This is a genomic window from Enterobacter sp. JBIWA003, from assembly GCF_019968825.1.
Classification (GTDB): Bacteria; Pseudomonadota; Gammaproteobacteria; order Enterobacterales; family Enterobacteriaceae; genus Enterobacter; species Enterobacter quasiroggenkampii.
Window position 1 is genome coordinate 2,978,240 of sequence record NZ_CP074170.1, and the last position, 17,376, is coordinate 2,995,615.

Here is a 17,376-nt window from a genome sequence, read left to right on the forward strand (position 1 = left end):
AACACCAAAGTTGTTTCAGTCAACGGAGTATTACATGTCCAGAAGGCTTCGCAGAACCAAGATCGTAACCACCTTAGGCCCGGCCACCGATCGCGATAATAATCTCGAAAAAATTATCGCCGCCGGTGCCAACGTGGTGCGTATGAACTTCTCTCACGGTACGCCAGAAGACCATAAATTACGTGCCGATAAAGTGCGTGAAATCGCAGCTAAACTGGGCCGCCACGTTGCTATCCTCGGCGATTTGCAGGGTCCTAAAATTCGTGTCTCCACCTTTAAAGAGGGGAAAGTTTTCCTCAATATCGGCGACAAATTTCTGCTGGATGCCAACCTGGGCAAAGGCGAAGGCGATAAAGAAAAAGTCGGTATCGACTATAAAGGCCTCCCGGCTGACGTCGTACCTGGCGATATCCTGCTGCTTGATGACGGCCGCGTACAGCTGAAAGTGCTGGAAGTTCAGGGCATGAAAGTGTTCACCGAAGTTACCGTCGGCGGCCCGCTCTCCAACAATAAAGGCATCAACAAACTGGGCGGCGGCCTCTCTGCAGAGGCGCTCACCGATAAAGACAAAGCGGACATCGTGACGGCTGCGCTGATCGGCGTTGATTACCTGGCTGTCTCCTTCCCGCGCTGCGGCGAAGATCTGAACTATGCGCGTCGCCTGGCACGCGATGCAGGCTGCGATGCCAAAATCGTCGCCAAAGTTGAGCGTGCGGAAGCCGTTTGCGATCAGGATGCCATGGACGACGTGATCCTAGCGTCTGACGTGGTGATGGTTGCGCGCGGCGACCTGGGTGTGGAAATCGGCGACCCTGAGCTGGTCGGTATTCAGAAAGCCCTGATTCGTCGCGCACGTCAGCTGAACCGCGCGGTGATCACCGCGACTCAGATGATGGAATCGATGATCACTAACCCGATGCCAACCCGTGCAGAAGTCATGGACGTGGCAAACGCCGTGCTGGACGGAACCGATGCGGTGATGCTCTCCGCAGAAACCGCAGCGGGCCAGTATCCGGCAGAAACCGTGGCCGCCATGGCGCGCGTCTGCCTGGGAGCTGAAAAGATCCCAAGCATCAACGTCTCTAAACACCGTCTGGACGTGCAGTTCGACAACGTGGAAGAAGCGATTGCGATGTCAGCAATGTATGCGGCAAACCATCTGAAGGGCGTTACCGCGATCATCACCATGACCGAATCTGGCCGTACCGCGCTGATGACCTCACGTATCAGCTCAGGTCTGCCGATCTTCGCCATGTCCCGTCACGAACGTACGCTGAACCTGACGGCGCTCTACCGCGGCGTGACGCCGGTTCACTTCGACAGCACCAATGACGGCGTGGCCGCCGCGCACGATGCCGTAAACCTGCTGCGTGACAAAGGCTATCTGGTCTCTGGTGATATCGTCATTGTGACCCAGGGCGATGTGATGAGCACCATCGGCTCAACCAACACCACCCGCGTTATGACCGTCGAGTAATAACGTCTCTGTTAAAAAGCCCTCTCCAGATGGAGAGGGCTTTTTTTATTTCGTTGGATACAGCTCTTTGCGTTTATACGGCTCTGTTTCGCCCGGTTTGCGCGTTTTAAGCAGCTTCAAAATCCACGTGTACTGTTCGGCATGCGGTCCCACCAGAATCTCCACCTCTTCGTTCATCCGACGCGCAATGGTGTGGTCATCGGCGGTGAGCAGATCGTCCATCGGCGGACGAACCTCAATACTCAGGCGATGCGTTTTGCCGTCATAGACCGGGAACAGCGGGATCACCCGGGCACGACAAACTTTCATCAGGCGACCAATCGCGGGGAGCGTCGCTTTATAGGTCGCAAAGAAATCGACAAACTCGCTGTGCTCGGGGCCGTGGTCCTGATCCGGCAGATAGTAGCCCCAGTATCCCTGACGTACCGACTGAATGAAGGGCTTAATGCCATCGTTACGGGCATGCAGGCGCCCGCCAAAACGACGACGCACCGTATTCCAGACAAAATCGAAAATCTTATTGCCCTGATTGTGGAACATTGCCGCCATCTTCTGGCCCTGAGAGGCCATCAGCATCGCCGGAATATCAACGCCCCAGCCGTGTGGGACAAGGAAAATGACTTTCTCGTCATTGCGACGCATCTCCTCGATGATTTCCAGCCCTTTCCAGTCAACGCGATCGACAATTTTATCCGGCCCTTTCAGTGCCAGCTCCGCCATCATCGCCATGGCCTGCGGTGCGGTGGTATACATCTCATCAATGATTGCCTCGCGCTCGGCATCACTCTTTTCCGGAAAACAGTAATAGAGGTTGATCTGCGCGCGACGGCGGGCACTCTTGCCAAAACGCCCGGCCAGACGGCCAATTTTACCCAGGACAGGATCGCGGACGGAAGCCGGCAGCATCGCTATCCCCGCAAAGGCATAAACGCCAAGCCAGGCGCCCCAGTTGCGCGGATGACGAAAGGATTTTTCAAACTCAGGAATGTATTCAATATTGTTTTTTTGGGTTTCCATGCTGGATCCAGGGTCTGATGACGCAAAAAATTATTCAGATAGTGTAGCGAGGCAGTCGTCCGCGCACAAAAGAAAAAGCCGGCGTCAGTGTGCGCCGGCTTTATTAACAAAAACAGAGGGCTTAGTCTAAGCTCAGCTGCGGCAATACCTCTTTCACCTGCGCCAGATAATCAGTACGATCTTTACCTGTCAGGCCTTCGGTGCGCGGCAGTTTCGCCGTCAGCGGGTTCACTGCCTGTTGGTTAATCCACACTTCATAGTGCAGGTGCGGGCCGGTAGAGCGTCCGGTATTACCGGAGATCGCAATACGATCGCCACGTTTCACCTTCTGGCCCGGTTTAACCAGCAGCTTACGCAGGTGCATGTAGCGGGTCGTATACGTACGGCCATGACGTACCGCGACGTAATACCCGGCTGCACCGCTACGTTTGGCCACCACCACTTCACCATCCCCTACCGCCAGAACCGGTGTGCCCTGCGGCATGGCAAAGTCAACGCCACGGTGCGGTGCGACACGCCCGGTTACCGGGTTCAGACGACGCGGGTTAAAGTTCGAGGAGACGCGGAACTGTTTAGCCGTCGGGAAGCGCAGGAAGCCTTTTGCAAGGCCCGTACCGCTGCGGTCGTAGAACTTACCGTCTTCGGCACGGATCGCGTAGTAATCTTTGCCCTCGGAGCGCAGACGCACGCCCAGCAGCTGGCTTTGCTCGCGCTTGCCGTCCAGCATTTCGCGGGACATCAGAACGGAGAACTCATCGCCCTTCTTCAGTTTGCGGAAATCCATCTGCCACTGCATGGCTTTGATCACCGAACTGATTTCAGCGCTGGTCAACCCTGCATCACGCGCGCTGGAAACAAAGCTTGCCCCCACGGTGCCTTTCAGAACGCTGTTAACCCAGTCGCCCTTCTGCATTTCGCTGGTCATTTTAAAGCCCGTCGCCGTGCGATCGTAGGTGCGGGTTTCGCGGCGGGACATTTCCCAGGTCAGACGCTGCAGATCGCCATCGGCCGTTAACGTCCAGGAGAGCTGTTGCCCAATTTTCAGGTTGCGAAGATCTTTATCTGCCGCCGCCAGCTGGCTGATATTCCCCATGTCGATGCCGTACTGGTTCAGCACGCTGCTCAGCGTGTCCCCGGTAGAAACAACATATTCGTGAATACCCGCTTCGTTCTCGGTTTTATCGTCCAGTTCATCCTGTGGAATAGCTTCATCTTCCTGAGCCGACTGGTCGATAGGCTCGCTGGCTTCAGGCAGCAAAGAGCGGATTTCGCTCTTTTCAAGCTCGATGGTTTTGATGATAGGGGCAGAACTCGGGTGGTAAACATAGGGCCGCCAGACGGCGACCGCTAAGGTGAGTACTGTAAGCGACCCCAGCATGACGCGGTGGGGTCGAGGCAGATTGTTAAATGCCAGGGCGACAGAGCGGGCTATCTGTTGCACGTATTCACTTCCTCGTTAATCTCCTTTCAGGCAGCTCGCATACTGGTTCGCCAGTTGGCTGAGGAACTGCGAATAGCTCGCTTTGCTCAACTGGATATTCGTTCCTAGCGGGTCAAGGGTCCCCATGCGCACGGATGTCCCCCTGGCCACGGCTTCTACGACCGCTGGCCTGAACTGTGGCTCAGCAAAAACGCATGTCGCTTTTTGCTCAACCAGCTGTGTTCTGATTTCATGTAAACACTGCGCACCAGGTTGAATTTCAGGGTTGACGGTAAAATGACCCAGCGGGGTCAAACCGTAGTGTTTTTCGTAATAGCCGTAGGCGTCATGAAAAACGAAATACCCTTTTCCTTTCAACGGTGCGAGCTCATTACCAACCTGCTTATCGGTTGCGGCTAATTGTGCCTCAAAATCCTTCAGGTTGGCGTCTAGTTTGGCTCGACTTTGCGGCATAAGTTCCACTAATTTGTCATGGATTGCAACCGCTGAAAGCCGCGCTATCTCTGGGGATAACCAAAGATGCATGTTGTACTCGCCGTGATGGTGATCTCCATCACCTTTTACACCGTCGGCAGCATGATGGTCATGTTCGTCGTCGTCGTCATCCGCCCCTTTCATGAGTAACGGTTTCACGCCGGGGAGGTCGGCAATCGCGACCTGTTTTTCACCCGCCACCTGTTTTGCTGACTTCTGCATAAACGCTTCCATCTCCGGACCGATCCAGACAACTAAGTCCGCGTTTTGTAAGCGTTTTACATCGGAAGGGCGCAGGGAATAATCATGCTCCGATGCACCATCCGGGAGCAGAACCTGGGTTTCTGTTACCCCGTCAGCAATGGCTGACGCGATGAACCCGAGTGGTTTAAGCGAAGCGACAACCGCAGCGTTAACATCTTGTGCGGTTGTACCCCAAAGGGCAGCGGATAATGCTGCGAAAAGAAGCGTATTTTTATGTAACATAATGCGACTAATCATCGTAGTGAATGCGTGGAATGTGATACTATAACATTCGTTGACTTCTTCAAGCTTAAAATGACATGACGACATTGGTTTCCCTTGAAAATATTTCGGTCTCATTTGGCCAGCGCCGCGTCCTCTCTGACGTGTCGCTCGATCTGAAGCCCGGCAAAATTCTGACGCTGCTCGGCCCCAATGGCGCAGGCAAATCCACTCTGGTGCGCGTGGTGCTGGGTCTGGTCGCACCCGATGAAGGCGTGATCACGCGCGAGGAAAAATTGCGCATCGGCTATGTGCCGCAAAAACTGCACCTCGACGCCACACTGCCGCTGACGGTGAGCCGTTTCCTGCGCCTGCGTCCCGGCACGCGTAAAGCCGATATTCTCCCGGCGCTGAAGCGCGTGCAGGCGGGCCATCTTGTCGATGCGCCGCTGCAAAAACTGTCCGGTGGAGAAACGCAGCGCGTTTTACTTGCCCGTGCGTTGCTCAGCAGCCCGCAGCTGCTGGTACTGGATGAGCCAACGCAGGGTGTAGACGTCAACGGCCAGGTCGCGCTATACGACCTCATTGACCAGCTGCGCCGGGAACTGAACTGCGCGGTGCTGATGGTATCCCACGACCTGCATCTGGTGATGGCAAAGACTGATGAAGTGCTATGTCTTAACCACCATATCTGCTGCTCCGGCACGCCTGAAGTGGTCTCCATGCATCCGGAATTTATTTCCATGTTCGGCCCTCGCGGCGCTGAACAGCTCGGCATCTATCGCCATCATCATAATCATCGCCATGATTTGCAGGGACGAATCGTTCTGCGTCGGGGAAATGGACACTCATGATTGAACTGTTACTGCCCGGCTGGCTGGCCGGGATTATGCTTGCCTGCGCCGCGGGCCCGCTCGGCTCGTTTGTGGTGTGGCGCAGAATGTCTTACTTCGGTGATACCCTGGCGCACGCGTCCCTGCTGGGCGTGGCTTTTGGCCTGCTGCTGAACGTCAACCCATTCTACGCGGTGATTGTGGTCACGCTGCTGCTGGCGGCCGGTCTGGTCTGGCTGGAAAAGCGCCCTCACCTCGCCATCGATACCCTGCTTGGCATCATGGCGCACAGTGCCCTGTCGCTGGGCCTGGTGGTCGTCAGCCTGATGTCGAATATCCGCGTGGATCTGATGGCTTACCTGTTCGGTGACCTGCTGGCCGTCACGCCAGACGATCTCATCGCTATCGCGATTGGCGTTGTGGTGGTGCTCGGCATTCTGCTCTGGCAGTGGCGTAACCTGCTGGCGATGACCGTCAGCCCGGACCTGGCGTTTGTCGACGGCGTGAAGCTGCAGCGCGTTAAGCTGCTGCTGATGCTGGTAACAGCGTTAACCATTGGCGTGGCGATGAAGTTTGTCGGCGCGCTGATTATTACGTCACTGCTGATCATCCCTGCGGCTACGGCGCGTCGTTTTGCCCGTACGCCGGAGCAGATGGCCGGTGTGGCCGTGATTGTCGGAATGATTGCGGTAACGGCTGGACTCACCTTCTCGGCGTTCTATGACACGCCTGCCGGGCCGTCCGTGGTGCTGAGTGCGGCGGTGCTGTTTATCTTCAGTATGATGAAGAAGACCGCGCAGTAGTGGACATGTCCCCGGTGGCGCTTCGCTTACCGGGGCTACAAATTATCGCTGCTTACGGCATTGCCGGTGGCGTAATGCCGAAATGATTCCACGCCCGCACCGTCGCCATGCGGCCACGCGGTGTGCGCTGCAGAAAACCCTGCTGGATCAGATACGGTTCAAGCACATCCTCAATGGTTTCACGCTCTTCCCCGATTGCCGCCGCCAGGTTATCCAGCCCGACCGGGCCACCAAAGAACTTGTCCAGCACCGCCAGCAGCAGCTTGCGGTCCATGTAGTCAAAACCTTCGGCATCGACGTTCAGCATATCCAGCGCCTGCGCGGCGATCTCTGCGGAGATCGAACCGTTGTGCTTCACCTCAGCAAAGTCACGCACGCGGCGCAGCAGACGGTTGGCGATACGCGGCGTACCACGGGAACGTTTCGCCACTTCATACGCCCCCTCTTCGCTCATCTCCAGCCCCATATAGCGGGCGCTGCGGCCAACGATGTGCTGGAGGTCGGCCACCTGGTAAAACTCCAGACGCTGCACGATCCCGAAACGGTCGCGCAGTGGAGAGGTCAACGACCCGGCTCGCGTTGTTGCGCCAATCAGGGTAAACGGCGGCAGATCGATTTTGATGGAGCGTGCCGCCGGACCTTCACCAATCATAATATCCAGCTGATAATCTTCCATCGCCGGATAGAGCACTTCTTCCACCACCGGTGACAGACGGTGGATCTCATCGATAAACAGCACGTCATGCGGTTCGAGGTTGGTCAGCATGGCCGCCAAATCGCCCGCCTTCTCCAGCACCGGGCCGGAGGTGGTGCGCAGGTTTACGCCCATTTCATTAGCGACGATATTCGCGAGCGTGGTTTTGCCCAACCCCGGAGGGCCAAAAATCAGCAGGTGATCGAGCGCATCGCCGCGCAGTTTTGCCGCCTGGATAAAAATCTCCATCTGGGAACGAACCTGCGGCTGGCCAATGTACTCATCAAGCAGTTTTGGGCGAATCGCGCGATCCACCACATCCTCTGCCTGAACAGTGCCTGCCGAAACCAGGCGGTCTGCTTCAATCATCCTTTACCTCACAATGCAGCGCGCAGCGCTTCACGAATCAGGGTTTCACTGCTGGCATCCGGTTTGGCAATTTTACTTACCATGCGGCTGGCCTCCTGAGGTTTATAGCCTAGCGCCACCAGCGCGGCAACCGCTTCCTGCTCGGCGTCATCATCCGTCGCAGGCGCGCCTGGGGAGGTCAGCACCAGATCGGCCGCCGGCGTGAAGAGATCGCCATGCAGGCCTTTGAAGCGGTCTTTCATCTCGACAATCAGGCGCTCTGCCGTTTTCTTGCCGATGCCCGGAAGCTTAATCAACGCAGCAGGATCTTCACGCTCAACGGCATTCACAAACTGTGGCGCGGACATGCCGGATAAGATCGCCAGCGCCAACTTTGGCCCGACGCCGTTGGTTTTAATCAGCTCGCGGAACAGCGTGCGTTCCTGTTTGTTGTTGAAGCCGTACAGCAGCTGAGCATCTTCACGCACCACAAACTGAGTAAAGACAATCGCCTCTTTGCCCGCGTCCGGCAGCTCGTAGAAGCAGGTCATCGGCATATGGACTTCATAGCCCACGCCACCCACTTCCAGCAGCACTAACGGGGGTTGTTTTTCAATGATGATGCCTCTGAGTCTGCCTATCACGTGACGCTCCTGCGTTCTGGAAGAAATTAACTGCCGACATAATAAAAAAAGGCTGGATAAACATCCAGCCTGATTTGTCATTATCGTAACCTGCCTCGCGCCAGATTGAGCCGCGACTCGCTCATTTGCATCGCGTTCTGGCTGACGTGACAGTGGGTAATTGCAATCGCCAGCGCATCCGCGGCGTCAGCCTGCGGGTTTGCAGGGAGCTTCAGCAGGGTACGCACCATGTGCTGCACCTGACTTTTCTCCGCGCTACCGATGCCCACCACCGTCTGCTTGACCTGACGTGCCGCGTATTCAAATACCGGCAAATCCTGGTTTACCGCAGCCACGATGGCCACTCCACGCGCCTGACCGAGCTTTAGCGCCGAATCGGCGTTTTTCGCCATAAAGACCTGCTCGATGGCGAAATAGTCCGGCTGAAACTGGGTGATGATCTCCGACACGCCCGCATAAATGAGCTTCAGGCGCGACGGCAGATCGTCCACTTTGGTGCGAATACAGCCGCTGCCGAGGTAGGTTAACTGGCGTCCCACCTGACGGATAACGCCATACCCGGTGACGCGTGAGCCTGGGTCAATCCCGAGAATAATCGACATCACGCGTCTCCTGTAACGGATCTACACGCTCTCATCAGAGAGTCGCTGCAACCTCATCAGAGATTTCACCGTTGTGGTACACTTCCTGTACGTCGTCGCAGTCTTCGAGCATGTCGATCAGACGCAGCAGTTTTGGTGCAGTTTCCGCATCCATGTCCGCTTTGGTGGACGGGATCATGGAGACTTCAGCGTTGTCCGCTTTCAGGCCAGCCGCTTCCAGCGCATCGCGCACGGCACCCATCTCTTCCCACGCGGTGTAAACGTCGATAGCACCGTCGTCAAAGGTCACCACGTCTTCCGCACCGGCTTCGAGCGCCGCTTCCATGATCGCATCTTCGTCGCCTTTCTCGAAGGAGATGACGCCTTTTTTGCTGAACAGGTACGCAACGGAACCGTCAGTGCCCAGGTTGCCACCGGTTTTGGTGAACGCGTGGCGCACTTCCGCAACGGTACGGTTACGGTTGTCGGACAGGCACTCAACCATTACCGCCGTACCGCCAGGACCGTAACCTTCATAGATGATGGTTTCCATGTTCGCGTCTTCATCGCCGCCCACGCCACGTGCGATAGCACGATTCAGGGTGTCACGCGTCATGTTGTTGGACAGCGCTTTATCTACCGCCGCACGCAGACGCGGGTTAGACGCCGGGTCGCCGCCACCCAGACGCGCTGCCGTCACCAGCTCGCGAATGATTTTGGTAAAGATCTTACCGCGCTTGGCATCCTGTGCCGCTTTGCGGTGTTTGGTGTTGGCCCACTTACTATGACCTGCCATAAAAAGTTCTCCAAAAATCGCGCCTTTTCAGGCTGCGTTAATTACAAATTCTTCAATCGCCTGCCGGTTGCTCCACGACTTGGTCAGTGCGGCGGCATCCGCCGCATTCACCCAGCGGTAGGTCAGGTGTTCGGTAAACACGATCTCCCGTTCATGGGGGAGCGCGAGACAGAACCACGATTCCGTATTGCGCTCGGTACCCGGCGCGTAGCGATGACGTAAATGGCTAAAAATTTCAAACTCCACCGTGCGCTGACAGTCCTTCAGGGTCAGTTGCTCGCGGGCAACGTCAATGGCGACCTCTTCCTTTACTTCACGCGCGGCGGCCTGCGGCGCGGTTTCCCCCTCTTCCAGACTGCCGGTAACCGACTGCCAGAATTCAGGGTCATCGCGCCGCTGCAACATCAGCACCCGCTTCGTGTCTTCTGCATAAATGACCACCAGGACCGAAACGGGGAGCTTATATGTCATATCAGTTTTTCTCTTCCTTCTTCACCACCTCAATGCCCAGCTCAGCCAGTGCGGCCGGGTTGGCAAAGCTTGGCGCTTCGGTCATCAGACACGCGGCGGCAGTGGTTTTCGGGAAGGCGATCACATCACGGATGTTATCGGTGCCGGTCAGCAGCATGGTCAGACGGTCAAGACCGAAAGCCAGACCCGCGTGCGGAGGCGTACCGTATTTCAGCGCGTCCAGCAGGAAGCCGAATTTCTCACGCTGCTCCTGCTCGTTGATGCCCAGGATGCCGAACACGGTCTGCTGCATTTCACCGCTGTGAATACGCACGGAACCGCCGCCCACTTCGTAGCCGTTAATGACCATATCGTAGGCGTTGGCGACCGCCTCTTCCGGTGCCGCTTTCAGCTCTGCCGCCGTCATCTCTTTAGGCGAAGTGAACGGGTGGTGCATCGCGGTCAGGCCGCCCTCACCGTCGTCTTCAAACATTGGGAAGTCGATAACCCACAGCGGCGCCCATTTGCTCTCGTCGGTCAGGTTCAGGTCTTTGCCGAGCTTCAGACGCAGCGCGCCCATCGCATCCGCAACGACTTTCTTGTTGTCTGCACCGAAGAAGATCATGTCGCCGTCCTGCGCGCCGGTGCGCTCCAGGATCGCTTCCACGATGTCTGCGTTCAGGAATTTCGCGACCGGGCTGGTGATACCTTCCAGACCTTTCGCACGCTCGGTCACTTTAATATAGGCCAGACCTTTCGCGCCGTAGATCTTGATGAAGTTACCGTAGTCGTCGATCTGCTTACGGCTCAGAGCCGCGCCGCCCGGTACACGCAGCGCTGCTACGCGGCCTTTGGCGTCGTTAGCCGGGCCCGCGAATACCGCGAACTCCACGTTTTTAACCAGATCAGCTACGTCTACCAGCTCCATTGGGTTACGCAGGTCTGGTTTGTCAGAGCCATAGCGACGCTCGGCTTCCGCGAAGGTCATGATTGGGAAATCGCCCAGTTCAACGCCTTTCACGTCATTCCACAGGCTACGCACCAGAGCTTCCATCACTTCACGCACCTGCTCGGCGGTCATGAAGGAGGTTTCCACATCGATCTGGGTAAATTCAGGCTGGCGGTCAGCACGCAGGTCTTCGTCGCGGAAGCATTTCACGATCTGATAGTAGCGATCGAATCCGGACATCATCAGCAGCTGTTTGAACAGCTGTGGAGACTGCGGCAGCGCGTAGAACTTGCCTTTATGAACGCGGGATGGCACCAGGTAATCGCGCGCGCCTTCCGGCGTGGCTTTGGTCAGCATCGGGGTTTCGATATCCAGGAAACCATGGTCATCCATAAAGCGACGCACCAGGCTGGTGATTTTCGCGCGGGTTTTCAGGCGCTGAGCCATTTCCGGGCGACGCAGATCCAGGTAGCGGTATTTCAGACGCGCTTCTTCGGTGTTGACGTGGTTGGAGTCCAGCGGTAGCGCTTCAGCACGGTTGATGATCGTCAGATCGGACGCCAGCACTTCAATGGCACCCGTCGCCATATCGGCGTTAACGTTTTTCTCGTCACGCGCACGTACGGTGCCGGTGACCTGAATGCAGAACTCATTACGCAGCTCAGAGGCCAGCTTCAACGCATCTGCGCGATCCGGATCGAAGAACACCTGAACGATACCTTCGCGGTCGCGCATATCGATGAAGATAAGGCTACCAAGATCACGACGACGATTGACCCAACCACACAGGGTGACCTGCTGTCCGACGTGGGACTGACGCAGCTGCCCGCAATATTCTGTACGCATGAGATATCCCTTAATTAGCCGCAGGCTAAATGTCGCCTGGTATGCAGGCTACTATGTCGCAGCTTTCTGTATGTCACAACTGGATGAAAAAAGGCGGCTATTATACTGGAAATTCCGCCGGACGATAAGAGCGAACCACGGCCTGGCGGTCGTTTGCTGCACTCTTATTGCGCATTCTCACAAAAATTAACAAAATTATGCGACCAATAACAGGCCATCACGTCGTATGGTGTCTGGAAGTGATTAATTTAACGGGAGTAACGATGTTAACCCTTGATGCCAGAAAAACCGCGCTTGTAGTCATTGATTTACAGGAAGGCATTTTGCCCTTCGCCGGTGGCCCGCATACCGCGGACGATGTAGTCAGCCGCGCCGCCCGCCTGGCGGAAAAATGCCGCGCCAGCGGTGCCCCGGTTGTCATGGTGCGCGTCGGCTGGTCTGCGGATTATGCCGAAGCGTTAAAACAGCCCGTTGATGCGCAGGCACCCGCGCGAGCCCTGCCGGAAAACTGGTGGACGTACCCGGTCTCGCTTGGCAAACGCGACAGCGACATTGAAGTCACCAAACGCCAGTGGGGCGCCTTCTACGGCACCGATCTTGAGCTGCAGCTCCGCCGTCGCGGCATTGACACCATTATCCTGTGCGGTATTTCCACCAACATCGGCGTGGAGTCGACTGCCCGCAACGCGTGGGAGCTCGGCTTTAATCTGGTGATCGCCGAAGATGCCTGCAGCGCGGCCTCCGCGGAACAGCACCAGGGCAGCATGACCCATATCTTCCCGCGCATCGGCCGCGTGCGCAGCACGGATGAGATTGTCAGCGCGCTATGATGTATGTCGGTTTACCCCAGTGGTCGCACCCGAAATGGGTGCGCCTTGGCATCACCAGCCTTGAAGAGTATGCCCGACACTTCAACTGCGTCGAGGGTAACACTACCCTTTATGCGCTCCCGAAAGCCGAGATTGTTGCGCGCTGGCGGGAACAAACGACCGACGACTTTCGCTTCTGCTTCAAGTTTCCGGCGACCATTTCTCACCAGGCCGCGCTGCGAAACTGCGGTGAGTTGACCGACGAATTCTTTGCCCGGATGGCGCCTCTGGCAAACCGCATTGGCCAGTACTGGCTGCAGCTTCCGGCCGTCTTTGGCCCCCGCGACCTGCCCGCACTGTGGACGTTTCTGGACGCCCTGCCCCGGGAGTTTACCTACGGCGTGGAAGTTCGACACCAGGACTTCTTTGCGAAGGGCGAAGCAGAAAAAGCGCTCAACCGCGGCCTTCTCGAGCGCTCCGTTAACCGGGTGATCCTCGATAGCCGTCCGGTGCACAGCGCGATACCGCACAGTGAGGCCATCATTGAGGCGCAGCGTAAAAAGCCAAAAGTGCCCGTTCATGCCGTGGTGACCGCGCAGAACCCCATGGTCAGGTTTATCGGCAGCGATAACATGCCGCAAAATCAGGCGCTGTTCGCCGTCTGGCTGGAAAAACTGGCCTCGTGGGAACACACCACCACGCCGTATCTCTTTTTGCACACGCCGGATATTGCCCAGGCTCCCGAACTGGTCGATGCTCTGTGGCAGGCCTTGCAGACTGCGGTGCCGTCCGTGGGCAGCGCCCCTTCCATCCCACAACAATCTTCTCTTTTCTGATATCACCCCCTATCATAGTGAAGTGCCATCTGCCAAAAACAGGGAGTTTGTATGGTCAGCGCGCTGTATGCGGTGTTAGGTGCATTACTGCTGATTAAATTTTCATTTGATGTTGTGCGCCTCAGAACGCTCTACCGCGTCTCCTACGGTGACGGCGGATTTTCCGAGCTGCAAAGCGCAATCCGCATTCACGGCAATGCGGTCGAATACATCCCCGCGGCCTTAATCCTGCTGCTGTTTATGGAGATGAATGGCGCAGAAACCTGGATGGTGCACATCTGTGGCCTGCTGCTTATCGCTGGCCGCCTGATGCACTATTACGGTTTTCACCACCGCTTAATCCGCTGGCGTCGTTCCGGCATGAGTGCGACCTGGTGTTCACTTTTGCTGATGGTGCTGGCTAACCTGTGGTATATGCCGTGGGAGTTGGTTTTCTCCCTCCATTAGCGCACAATACGCCACTTTATTTTTCCCGGATTTTTACGTTATGTCAGATCGCGACACGCTTTTTTCCGCGCCTATCGCCAGCCTGGGCGACTGGACCTTCGATGAACGGGTAGCCGAAGTCTTCCCGGATATGATCCAGCGCTCTGTTCCCGGTTATTCCAATATTATCTCTATGATCGGCATGCTGGCTGAGCGCTTCGTTCAACCCGGCACGCAGGTCTATGACCTGGGCTGCTCGCTCGGCGCGGCAACGCTGTCGGTTCGTCGTAACGTTCACCACGAAGGCTGCCGAATCATAGCCGTCGATAACTCCCCGGCGATGGTTGAACGCTGCCGTCGTCATATTGACGCCTACAAAGCCCCTGTGCCAGTGGACGTGGTGGAAGGCGATATCCGCGAGATTGAGATCACTAACGCGTCGATGGTAGTACTGAATTTCACGCTGCAGTTCCTGGTGCCGGAAGACCGCCAGCTGCTGCTGGACAAAATTTATCAGGGGCTGAATCCTGGCGGCGCGCTGGTGCTCTCAGAGAAATTCAGTTTTGAAGATGCCGAGGTTGGCGAGCTACTGTTCAATATGCACCACGATTTCAAGCGTGCGAACGGCTACAGCGAGCTGGAGATCAGCCAGAAGCGTAGCATGCTCGAAAACGTGATGCTGACGGACTCCGTAGAAACCCACAAGGCGCGTCTGCGTCAGGCCGGATTTGAGCATAGCGAACTGTGGTTCCAGTGCTTCAACTTTGGTTCGCTGGTGGCGCTGAAAGCGGGGAAACCGGCATGATCGAGTTCAGTAACTTCTATCAGCTGATTGCCAAAAATCAGCTCTCACACTGGCTTGAGACGCTGCCTGCGCAGATTGCCGCCTGGCAGCGCGATCAGCAGCACGGCCTGTTAAAGCAGTGGGCGAATGCGGTGGAGTTTCTGCCCGAGCTGACCCCGCATCGTCTGGATCTCCTGCACAGCGTCACCGCAGAGAGTGAAGAACCGCTTCCGCCAGGACAGATCAACCGCATCGAAACGCTGATGCGCAACCTGATGCCGTGGCGCAAAGGGCCGTTCTCGCTGTACGGCGTGAACATCAATACCGAATGGCGCTCAGACTGGAAATGGGATCGCGTTCTGCCCCACCTTTCCGACCTGACCGGGCGCACCATTCTGGACGTGGGCTGCGGCAGCGGTTACCACATGTGGCGCATGATTGGCGCGGGTGCGCATCTGGCGGTAGGTATTGACCCGATGCAGCTGTTCCTGTGCCAGTTTGAAGCGGTACGTAAGCTGCTGGGTAACGACCAGCGCGCACACCTGCTGCCGCTGGGTATTGAGCAACTGCCCGCTCTGAAAGCGTTTGATACCGTGTTCTCCATGGGCGTGCTGTACCACCGTCGTTCCCCGCTGGAGCACCTGTGGCAACTGAAAGATCAGCTGGTCAGCGGCGGCGAGTTGGTGCTGGAAACGCTGGTCATCGAAGGCGATGAACATGCCGTTCTGGTGCCGGGCGATCGCTACGCGCAGATGCGCAACGTTTACTTCATCCCTTCCGCGCTGGCGCTGAAGAACTGGCTGGAGAAATGCGGGTTTGTGGACGTGCGGATTGCCGATGTCAGCGTGACCTCAATCGAAGAGCAGCGCCGCACCGACTGGATGATCACCGAATCCCTGGAGCAGTTCCTCGACCCGACCGATCACAGCAAAACCATTGAAGGCTATCCGGCGCCGATGCGTGCGGTGCTGATAGCGACAAAGCCGTAACCTGTTAGCCGGGTGGCGGCTGCGCCTTACCCGGCCTACGCGTCGCACGTTTTCTCCAAAATAGTTCAAGTTGCAGCAAGGCGGCAACGCAGCGAATCCCCGGGAGCTTACATCAGTAAGTGACCGGGGTGAGCGAGGCGGCCAACGCGGCTGCGGCTTGAAATATGAAGGAGAAAAAAAGGCCCCTGTGTAATTTGCAGGGGCCTGGTACAAGCAAGCATCATATTGGGCGACATGATGCGCGGTAAAAATCGGTACGTTGCTACACGTGATGGCGCTCAATCAGCGACTTCATTTCCGCAACCGACTCTCCCTCGACACCGTAGCGTGAATACTCATCCGCTTCAGCATCCGTCGACATAGACAATCCTGTATTGCGATAACGCATGGGTGACGGCATCCATTTGCCTGCCGAGCTGTGCAGCTCTTTTACCCCGGCGTTTAAAAACAGTTCCAGATTGCTGGCACGGACTCCCGCACCCGCCATTATTATTGGAACGCGGGAATGTGCGTTTAGTTCCGTAATTAATTGCATTCCTTTTTCTGCGGACGCCTGTTGACCCGAGGTCAGAACGCGCGCCACGCCAAGTTCTCCAAGCGTTTCAAAGGCCTGAAGCGGATCTTTACACATATCAAATGCGCGATGAAACGTGACGGCCAGCCCCTTCGCGGCACTCATGACCTGACGCATGCGCGGGATATCAATATTGCCGTCCTCATCCAGCAGGCCAGTGACCAGCCCCGGGAACCCCAGGTCGCGAACGAGGGCGATGTCTTCAAGCATGGCACCGAACTCGCCCGCCGTGTAGCAAAAATCACCGCCGCGCGGACGAATAATCGGGTGAACGGGAATGGTGACGGCCTGACGGGCTGCCCTCAGCACACCGTAAGAAGGCGTCAGCCCGCCCTCTTTGGGTGCCGCACACAGTTCAATGCGGTCAGCCCCGTGTTTTTGCGCGGTGACGGCGCACTCCACGCTGTAACAGCAAATCTCCAGCAGCGCCATTTAATCCTCCTTTACTCCCACCAAACGCGCCATCATGACATGCCGTCCGATTTCAGTCCCGGCGGGAACTCACATCTCTTGCGCTTCACTGGCAACGATCTGCTCAATGGTCCAGGGATGAAACTTCACCGTGACCTTCCCGTCCGTGACGGCCAGCGTCGGATTCGGTAATCGCTCGCGCTCACCTTTGGGTGAACTGGTCTTCACAAAAATCCCTGGCTGGCTTAAGCCTTCGTCAGCTAACAGGGCCAGCGCACGCGCGTTTAATGTCTCCGGCTCACCCGGCAGGACAATTTCAATGTGCTCCCACCCTTCGAGCGGATAGCGCTTCTCGCCCGGCCACGGCAGTTCAACCACGGTGAATTGCCAGTGGGCCACGTTCACCGGCTCACGCAGCCTGAACAGGCAAATAGGCCGACCGTTAATGATGTTCTCGGACAGTAACTCGCCGCACTGTTCGAACCCACGACGCCAGCGCTCTGCGGTGGCATTCTGATGGCAGCGCAAAGAGATGTGATCGGCCTCAAGCGGCGCAATATCCAGACCCAGACGGGTGGCAAGTTCTGTGAACGCCTGGGTGAAGCGCGGTAAATCTGCGGAAATATCATGCAGTTCATCAATGGATTGCCAGTTCGACATAAGTCACTCTCTTTTCGTGTCGCAAAGCCGCTAATTTACTCTGTTGCCCTGTTTTGACCAACCGCAGAA

At 56.8% G+C, this 17,376-nt stretch carries 19 protein-coding genes; 8 read left to right on the forward strand and 11 right to left on the reverse strand.

The annotated features are described in order from the left end of the window. Positions 1–34: 34 nt before the first annotated feature. Positions 35–1,477, forward strand: a complete 1,443-nt coding sequence (gene pyk / locus KGP25_RS14350; protein ID WP_008500455.1) for a pyruvate kinase — start codon at positions 35–37, stop codon at positions 1,475–1,477. A 45-nt stretch (positions 1,478–1,522) separates the two neighbouring features. Here pyk and lpxM read toward each other — a convergent pair whose 3' ends face one another. The 3 genes from lpxM to znuA form a co-directional block, all read right to left on the reverse strand. After that, positions 1,523–2,494: a lauroyl-Kdo(2)-lipid IV(A) myristoyltransferase gene (gene lpxM, locus KGP25_RS14355; protein ID WP_045908211.1), complete on the reverse strand. Its 972-nt coding sequence runs from the start codon at positions 2,492–2,494 to the stop codon at positions 1,523–1,525. A 121-nt stretch (positions 2,495–2,615) separates the two neighbouring features. Next, positions 2,616–3,935 carry a murein DD-endopeptidase MepM gene (gene mepM, locus KGP25_RS14360; RefSeq protein WP_048029426.1) on the reverse strand — a complete coding sequence of 440 codons (1,320 nt, stop codon included), beginning with the start codon at positions 3,933–3,935 and terminating at the stop codon, positions 2,616–2,618. A 15-nt stretch (positions 3,936–3,950) separates the two neighbouring features. Next, the gene (gene znuA / locus KGP25_RS14365; protein WP_223540568.1) at positions 3,951–4,895 is read right to left on the reverse strand and encodes a zinc ABC transporter substrate-binding protein ZnuA; all 945 of its coding nucleotides are present in this window, start codon (positions 4,893–4,895) and stop codon (positions 3,951–3,953) included. 77 nt (positions 4,896–4,972) lie between these two features. Here znuA and znuC point away from each other — a divergent pair, with 77 nt between their 5' ends. Beyond that, on the forward strand, positions 4,973–5,728 hold the full coding sequence (znuC, locus tag KGP25_RS14370) for a zinc ABC transporter ATP-binding protein ZnuC (RefSeq protein ID WP_048029425.1): 756 nt from the start codon (positions 4,973–4,975) through the stop codon (positions 5,726–5,728). Continuing rightward, the gene (gene znuB, locus KGP25_RS14375; RefSeq protein ID WP_223539179.1) at positions 5,725–6,510 is read left to right on the forward strand and encodes a zinc ABC transporter permease subunit ZnuB; all 786 of its coding nucleotides are present in this window, start codon (positions 5,725–5,727) and stop codon (positions 6,508–6,510) included. The genes znuC and znuB overlap by 4 nt, the downstream gene beginning before the upstream one ends. A 52-nt stretch (positions 6,511–6,562) precedes the next feature. Here the strand turns inward: znuB and ruvB are convergent, their stop codons facing one another. The 6 genes from ruvB to aspS form a co-directional block, all read right to left on the reverse strand. Beyond that, positions 6,563–7,573 carry a Holliday junction branch migration DNA helicase RuvB gene (gene ruvB / locus KGP25_RS14380; protein ID WP_223539180.1) on the reverse strand — a complete coding sequence of 337 codons (1,011 nt, stop codon included), beginning with the start codon at positions 7,571–7,573 and terminating at the stop codon, positions 6,563–6,565. Positions 7,574–7,581: 8 nt separating this feature from the next. Continuing rightward, a complete protein-coding gene (ruvA, locus tag KGP25_RS14385; protein ID WP_023617042.1) occupies positions 7,582–8,196 on the reverse strand; it encodes a Holliday junction branch migration protein RuvA in 615 nt (204 codons plus the stop codon). 80 nt (positions 8,197–8,276) lie between these two features. Then, on the reverse strand, positions 8,277–8,798 hold the full coding sequence (gene ruvC, locus KGP25_RS14390) for a crossover junction endodeoxyribonuclease RuvC (protein ID WP_003859749.1): 522 nt from the start codon (positions 8,796–8,798) through the stop codon (positions 8,277–8,279). A gap of 34 nt (positions 8,799–8,832) precedes the next feature. Beyond that, positions 8,833–9,573, reverse strand: coding sequence for a YebC/PmpR family DNA-binding transcriptional regulator (locus KGP25_RS14395; protein ID WP_008500447.1), 741 nt, complete (start codon positions 9,571–9,573; stop codon positions 8,833–8,835). Positions 9,574–9,600: 27 nt separating this feature from the next. Then, a complete protein-coding gene (nudB, locus tag KGP25_RS14400) occupies positions 9,601–10,044 on the reverse strand; it encodes a dihydroneopterin triphosphate diphosphatase (protein ID WP_008500446.1) in 444 nt (147 codons plus the stop codon). Between the two features lies 1 nt (position 10,045). After that, positions 10,046–11,818, reverse strand: a complete 1,773-nt coding sequence (aspS, locus tag KGP25_RS14405; protein WP_032675040.1) for an aspartate--tRNA ligase — start codon at positions 11,816–11,818, stop codon at positions 10,046–10,048. A gap of 263 nt (positions 11,819–12,081) precedes the next feature. Between aspS and KGP25_RS14410 the strand changes: the two genes are divergently transcribed. Genes KGP25_RS14410 through cmoB form a run of 5 tightly spaced genes read left to right on the forward strand, consistent with a single transcriptional unit; the run spans position 12,082 to position 15,662 of the window. Further along, positions 12,082–12,648, forward strand: a complete 567-nt coding sequence (locus KGP25_RS14410; protein WP_045908206.1) for a hydrolase — start codon at positions 12,082–12,084, stop codon at positions 12,646–12,648. After that, positions 12,645–13,463, forward strand: a complete 819-nt coding sequence (locus KGP25_RS14415; protein ID WP_045908205.1) for a DUF72 domain-containing protein — start codon at positions 12,645–12,647, stop codon at positions 13,461–13,463. Before KGP25_RS14410 ends, KGP25_RS14415 begins: the two co-directional genes overlap by 4 nt. Positions 13,464–13,514: 51 nt before the next feature. Next, a complete protein-coding gene (locus tag KGP25_RS14420; protein ID WP_021240443.1) occupies positions 13,515–13,910 on the forward strand; it encodes an MAPEG family protein in 396 nt (131 codons plus the stop codon). Between the two features lie 40 nt (positions 13,911–13,950). Next, a complete protein-coding gene (gene cmoA, locus KGP25_RS14425) occupies positions 13,951–14,694 on the forward strand; it encodes a carboxy-S-adenosyl-L-methionine synthase CmoA (RefSeq protein WP_045908204.1) in 744 nt (247 codons plus the stop codon). Next, positions 14,691–15,662: a tRNA 5-methoxyuridine(34)/uridine 5-oxyacetic acid(34) synthase CmoB gene (gene cmoB, locus KGP25_RS14430; RefSeq protein ID WP_045908203.1), complete on the forward strand. Its 972-nt coding sequence runs from the start codon at positions 14,691–14,693 to the stop codon at positions 15,660–15,662. The genes cmoA and cmoB overlap by 4 nt, the downstream gene beginning before the upstream one ends. Before the next feature lie 262 nt (positions 15,663–15,924). Here the strand turns inward: cmoB and cutC are convergent, their stop codons facing one another. Both cutC and KGP25_RS14440 read right to left on the reverse strand, forming a co-directional pair. Next, complete coding sequence (cutC, locus tag KGP25_RS14435; RefSeq protein ID WP_045908202.1) at positions 15,925–16,668, reverse strand: copper homeostasis protein CutC; 744 nt, start codon at positions 16,666–16,668, stop codon at positions 15,925–15,927. A gap of 69 nt (positions 16,669–16,737) precedes the next feature. Beyond that, entirely contained in the window at positions 16,738–17,307 is a 570-nt protein-coding gene (locus KGP25_RS14440) for a VOC family protein (RefSeq protein WP_223539181.1), read from the reverse strand. Positions 17,308–17,376: the final 69 nt, after the last annotated feature.

What these genes read in the sequence shown, in the direction of transcription:
- pyk (WP_008500455.1), top strand. Translation starts at nt 35, where the DNA reads ATGTCCAGAAGGCTTCGCAGAACCAAGATCGTAACCACCTTAGGCCCG.
- lpxM (WP_045908211.1), bottom strand. Translation starts at nt 2,494, where the DNA reads ATGGAAACCCAAAAAAACAATATTGAATACATTCCTGAGTTTGAAAAA.
- znuA (WP_223540568.1), bottom strand. Translation starts at nt 4,895, where the DNA reads ATGTTACATAAAAATACGCTTCTTTTCGCAGCATTATCCGCTGCCCTT.
- znuC (WP_048029425.1), top strand. Translation starts at nt 4,973, where the DNA reads ATGACGACATTGGTTTCCCTTGAAAATATTTCGGTCTCATTTGGCCAG.
- znuB (WP_223539179.1), top strand. Translation starts at nt 5,725, where the DNA reads ATGATTGAACTGTTACTGCCCGGCTGGCTGGCCGGGATTATGCTTGCC.
- ruvB (WP_223539180.1), bottom strand. Translation starts at nt 7,573, where the DNA reads ATGATTGAAGCAGACCGCCTGGTTTCGGCAGGCACTGTTCAGGCAGAG.
- ruvC (WP_003859749.1), bottom strand. Translation starts at nt 8,798, where the DNA reads ATGTCGATTATTCTCGGGATTGACCCAGGCTCACGCGTCACCGGGTAT.
- KGP25_RS14395 (WP_008500447.1), bottom strand. Translation starts at nt 9,573, where the DNA reads ATGGCAGGTCATAGTAAGTGGGCCAACACCAAACACCGCAAAGCGGCA.
- nudB (WP_008500446.1), bottom strand. Translation starts at nt 10,044, where the DNA reads ATGACATATAAGCTCCCCGTTTCGGTCCTGGTGGTCATTTATGCAGAA.
- aspS (WP_032675040.1), bottom strand. Translation starts at nt 11,818, where the DNA reads ATGCGTACAGAATATTGCGGGCAGCTGCGTCAGTCCCACGTCGGACAG.
- KGP25_RS14410 (WP_045908206.1), top strand. Translation starts at nt 12,082, where the DNA reads ATGTTAACCCTTGATGCCAGAAAAACCGCGCTTGTAGTCATTGATTTA.
- KGP25_RS14415 (WP_045908205.1), top strand. Translation starts at nt 12,645, where the DNA reads ATGATGTATGTCGGTTTACCCCAGTGGTCGCACCCGAAATGGGTGCGC.
- KGP25_RS14420 (WP_021240443.1), top strand. Translation starts at nt 13,515, where the DNA reads ATGGTCAGCGCGCTGTATGCGGTGTTAGGTGCATTACTGCTGATTAAA.
- cmoA (WP_045908204.1), top strand. Translation starts at nt 13,951, where the DNA reads ATGTCAGATCGCGACACGCTTTTTTCCGCGCCTATCGCCAGCCTGGGC.
- cmoB (WP_045908203.1), top strand. Translation starts at nt 14,691, where the DNA reads ATGATCGAGTTCAGTAACTTCTATCAGCTGATTGCCAAAAATCAGCTC.
- cutC (WP_045908202.1), bottom strand. Translation starts at nt 16,668, where the DNA reads ATGGCGCTGCTGGAGATTTGCTGTTACAGCGTGGAGTGCGCCGTCACC.
- KGP25_RS14440 (WP_223539181.1), bottom strand. Translation starts at nt 17,307, where the DNA reads ATGTCGAACTGGCAATCCATTGATGAACTGCATGATATTTCCGCAGAT.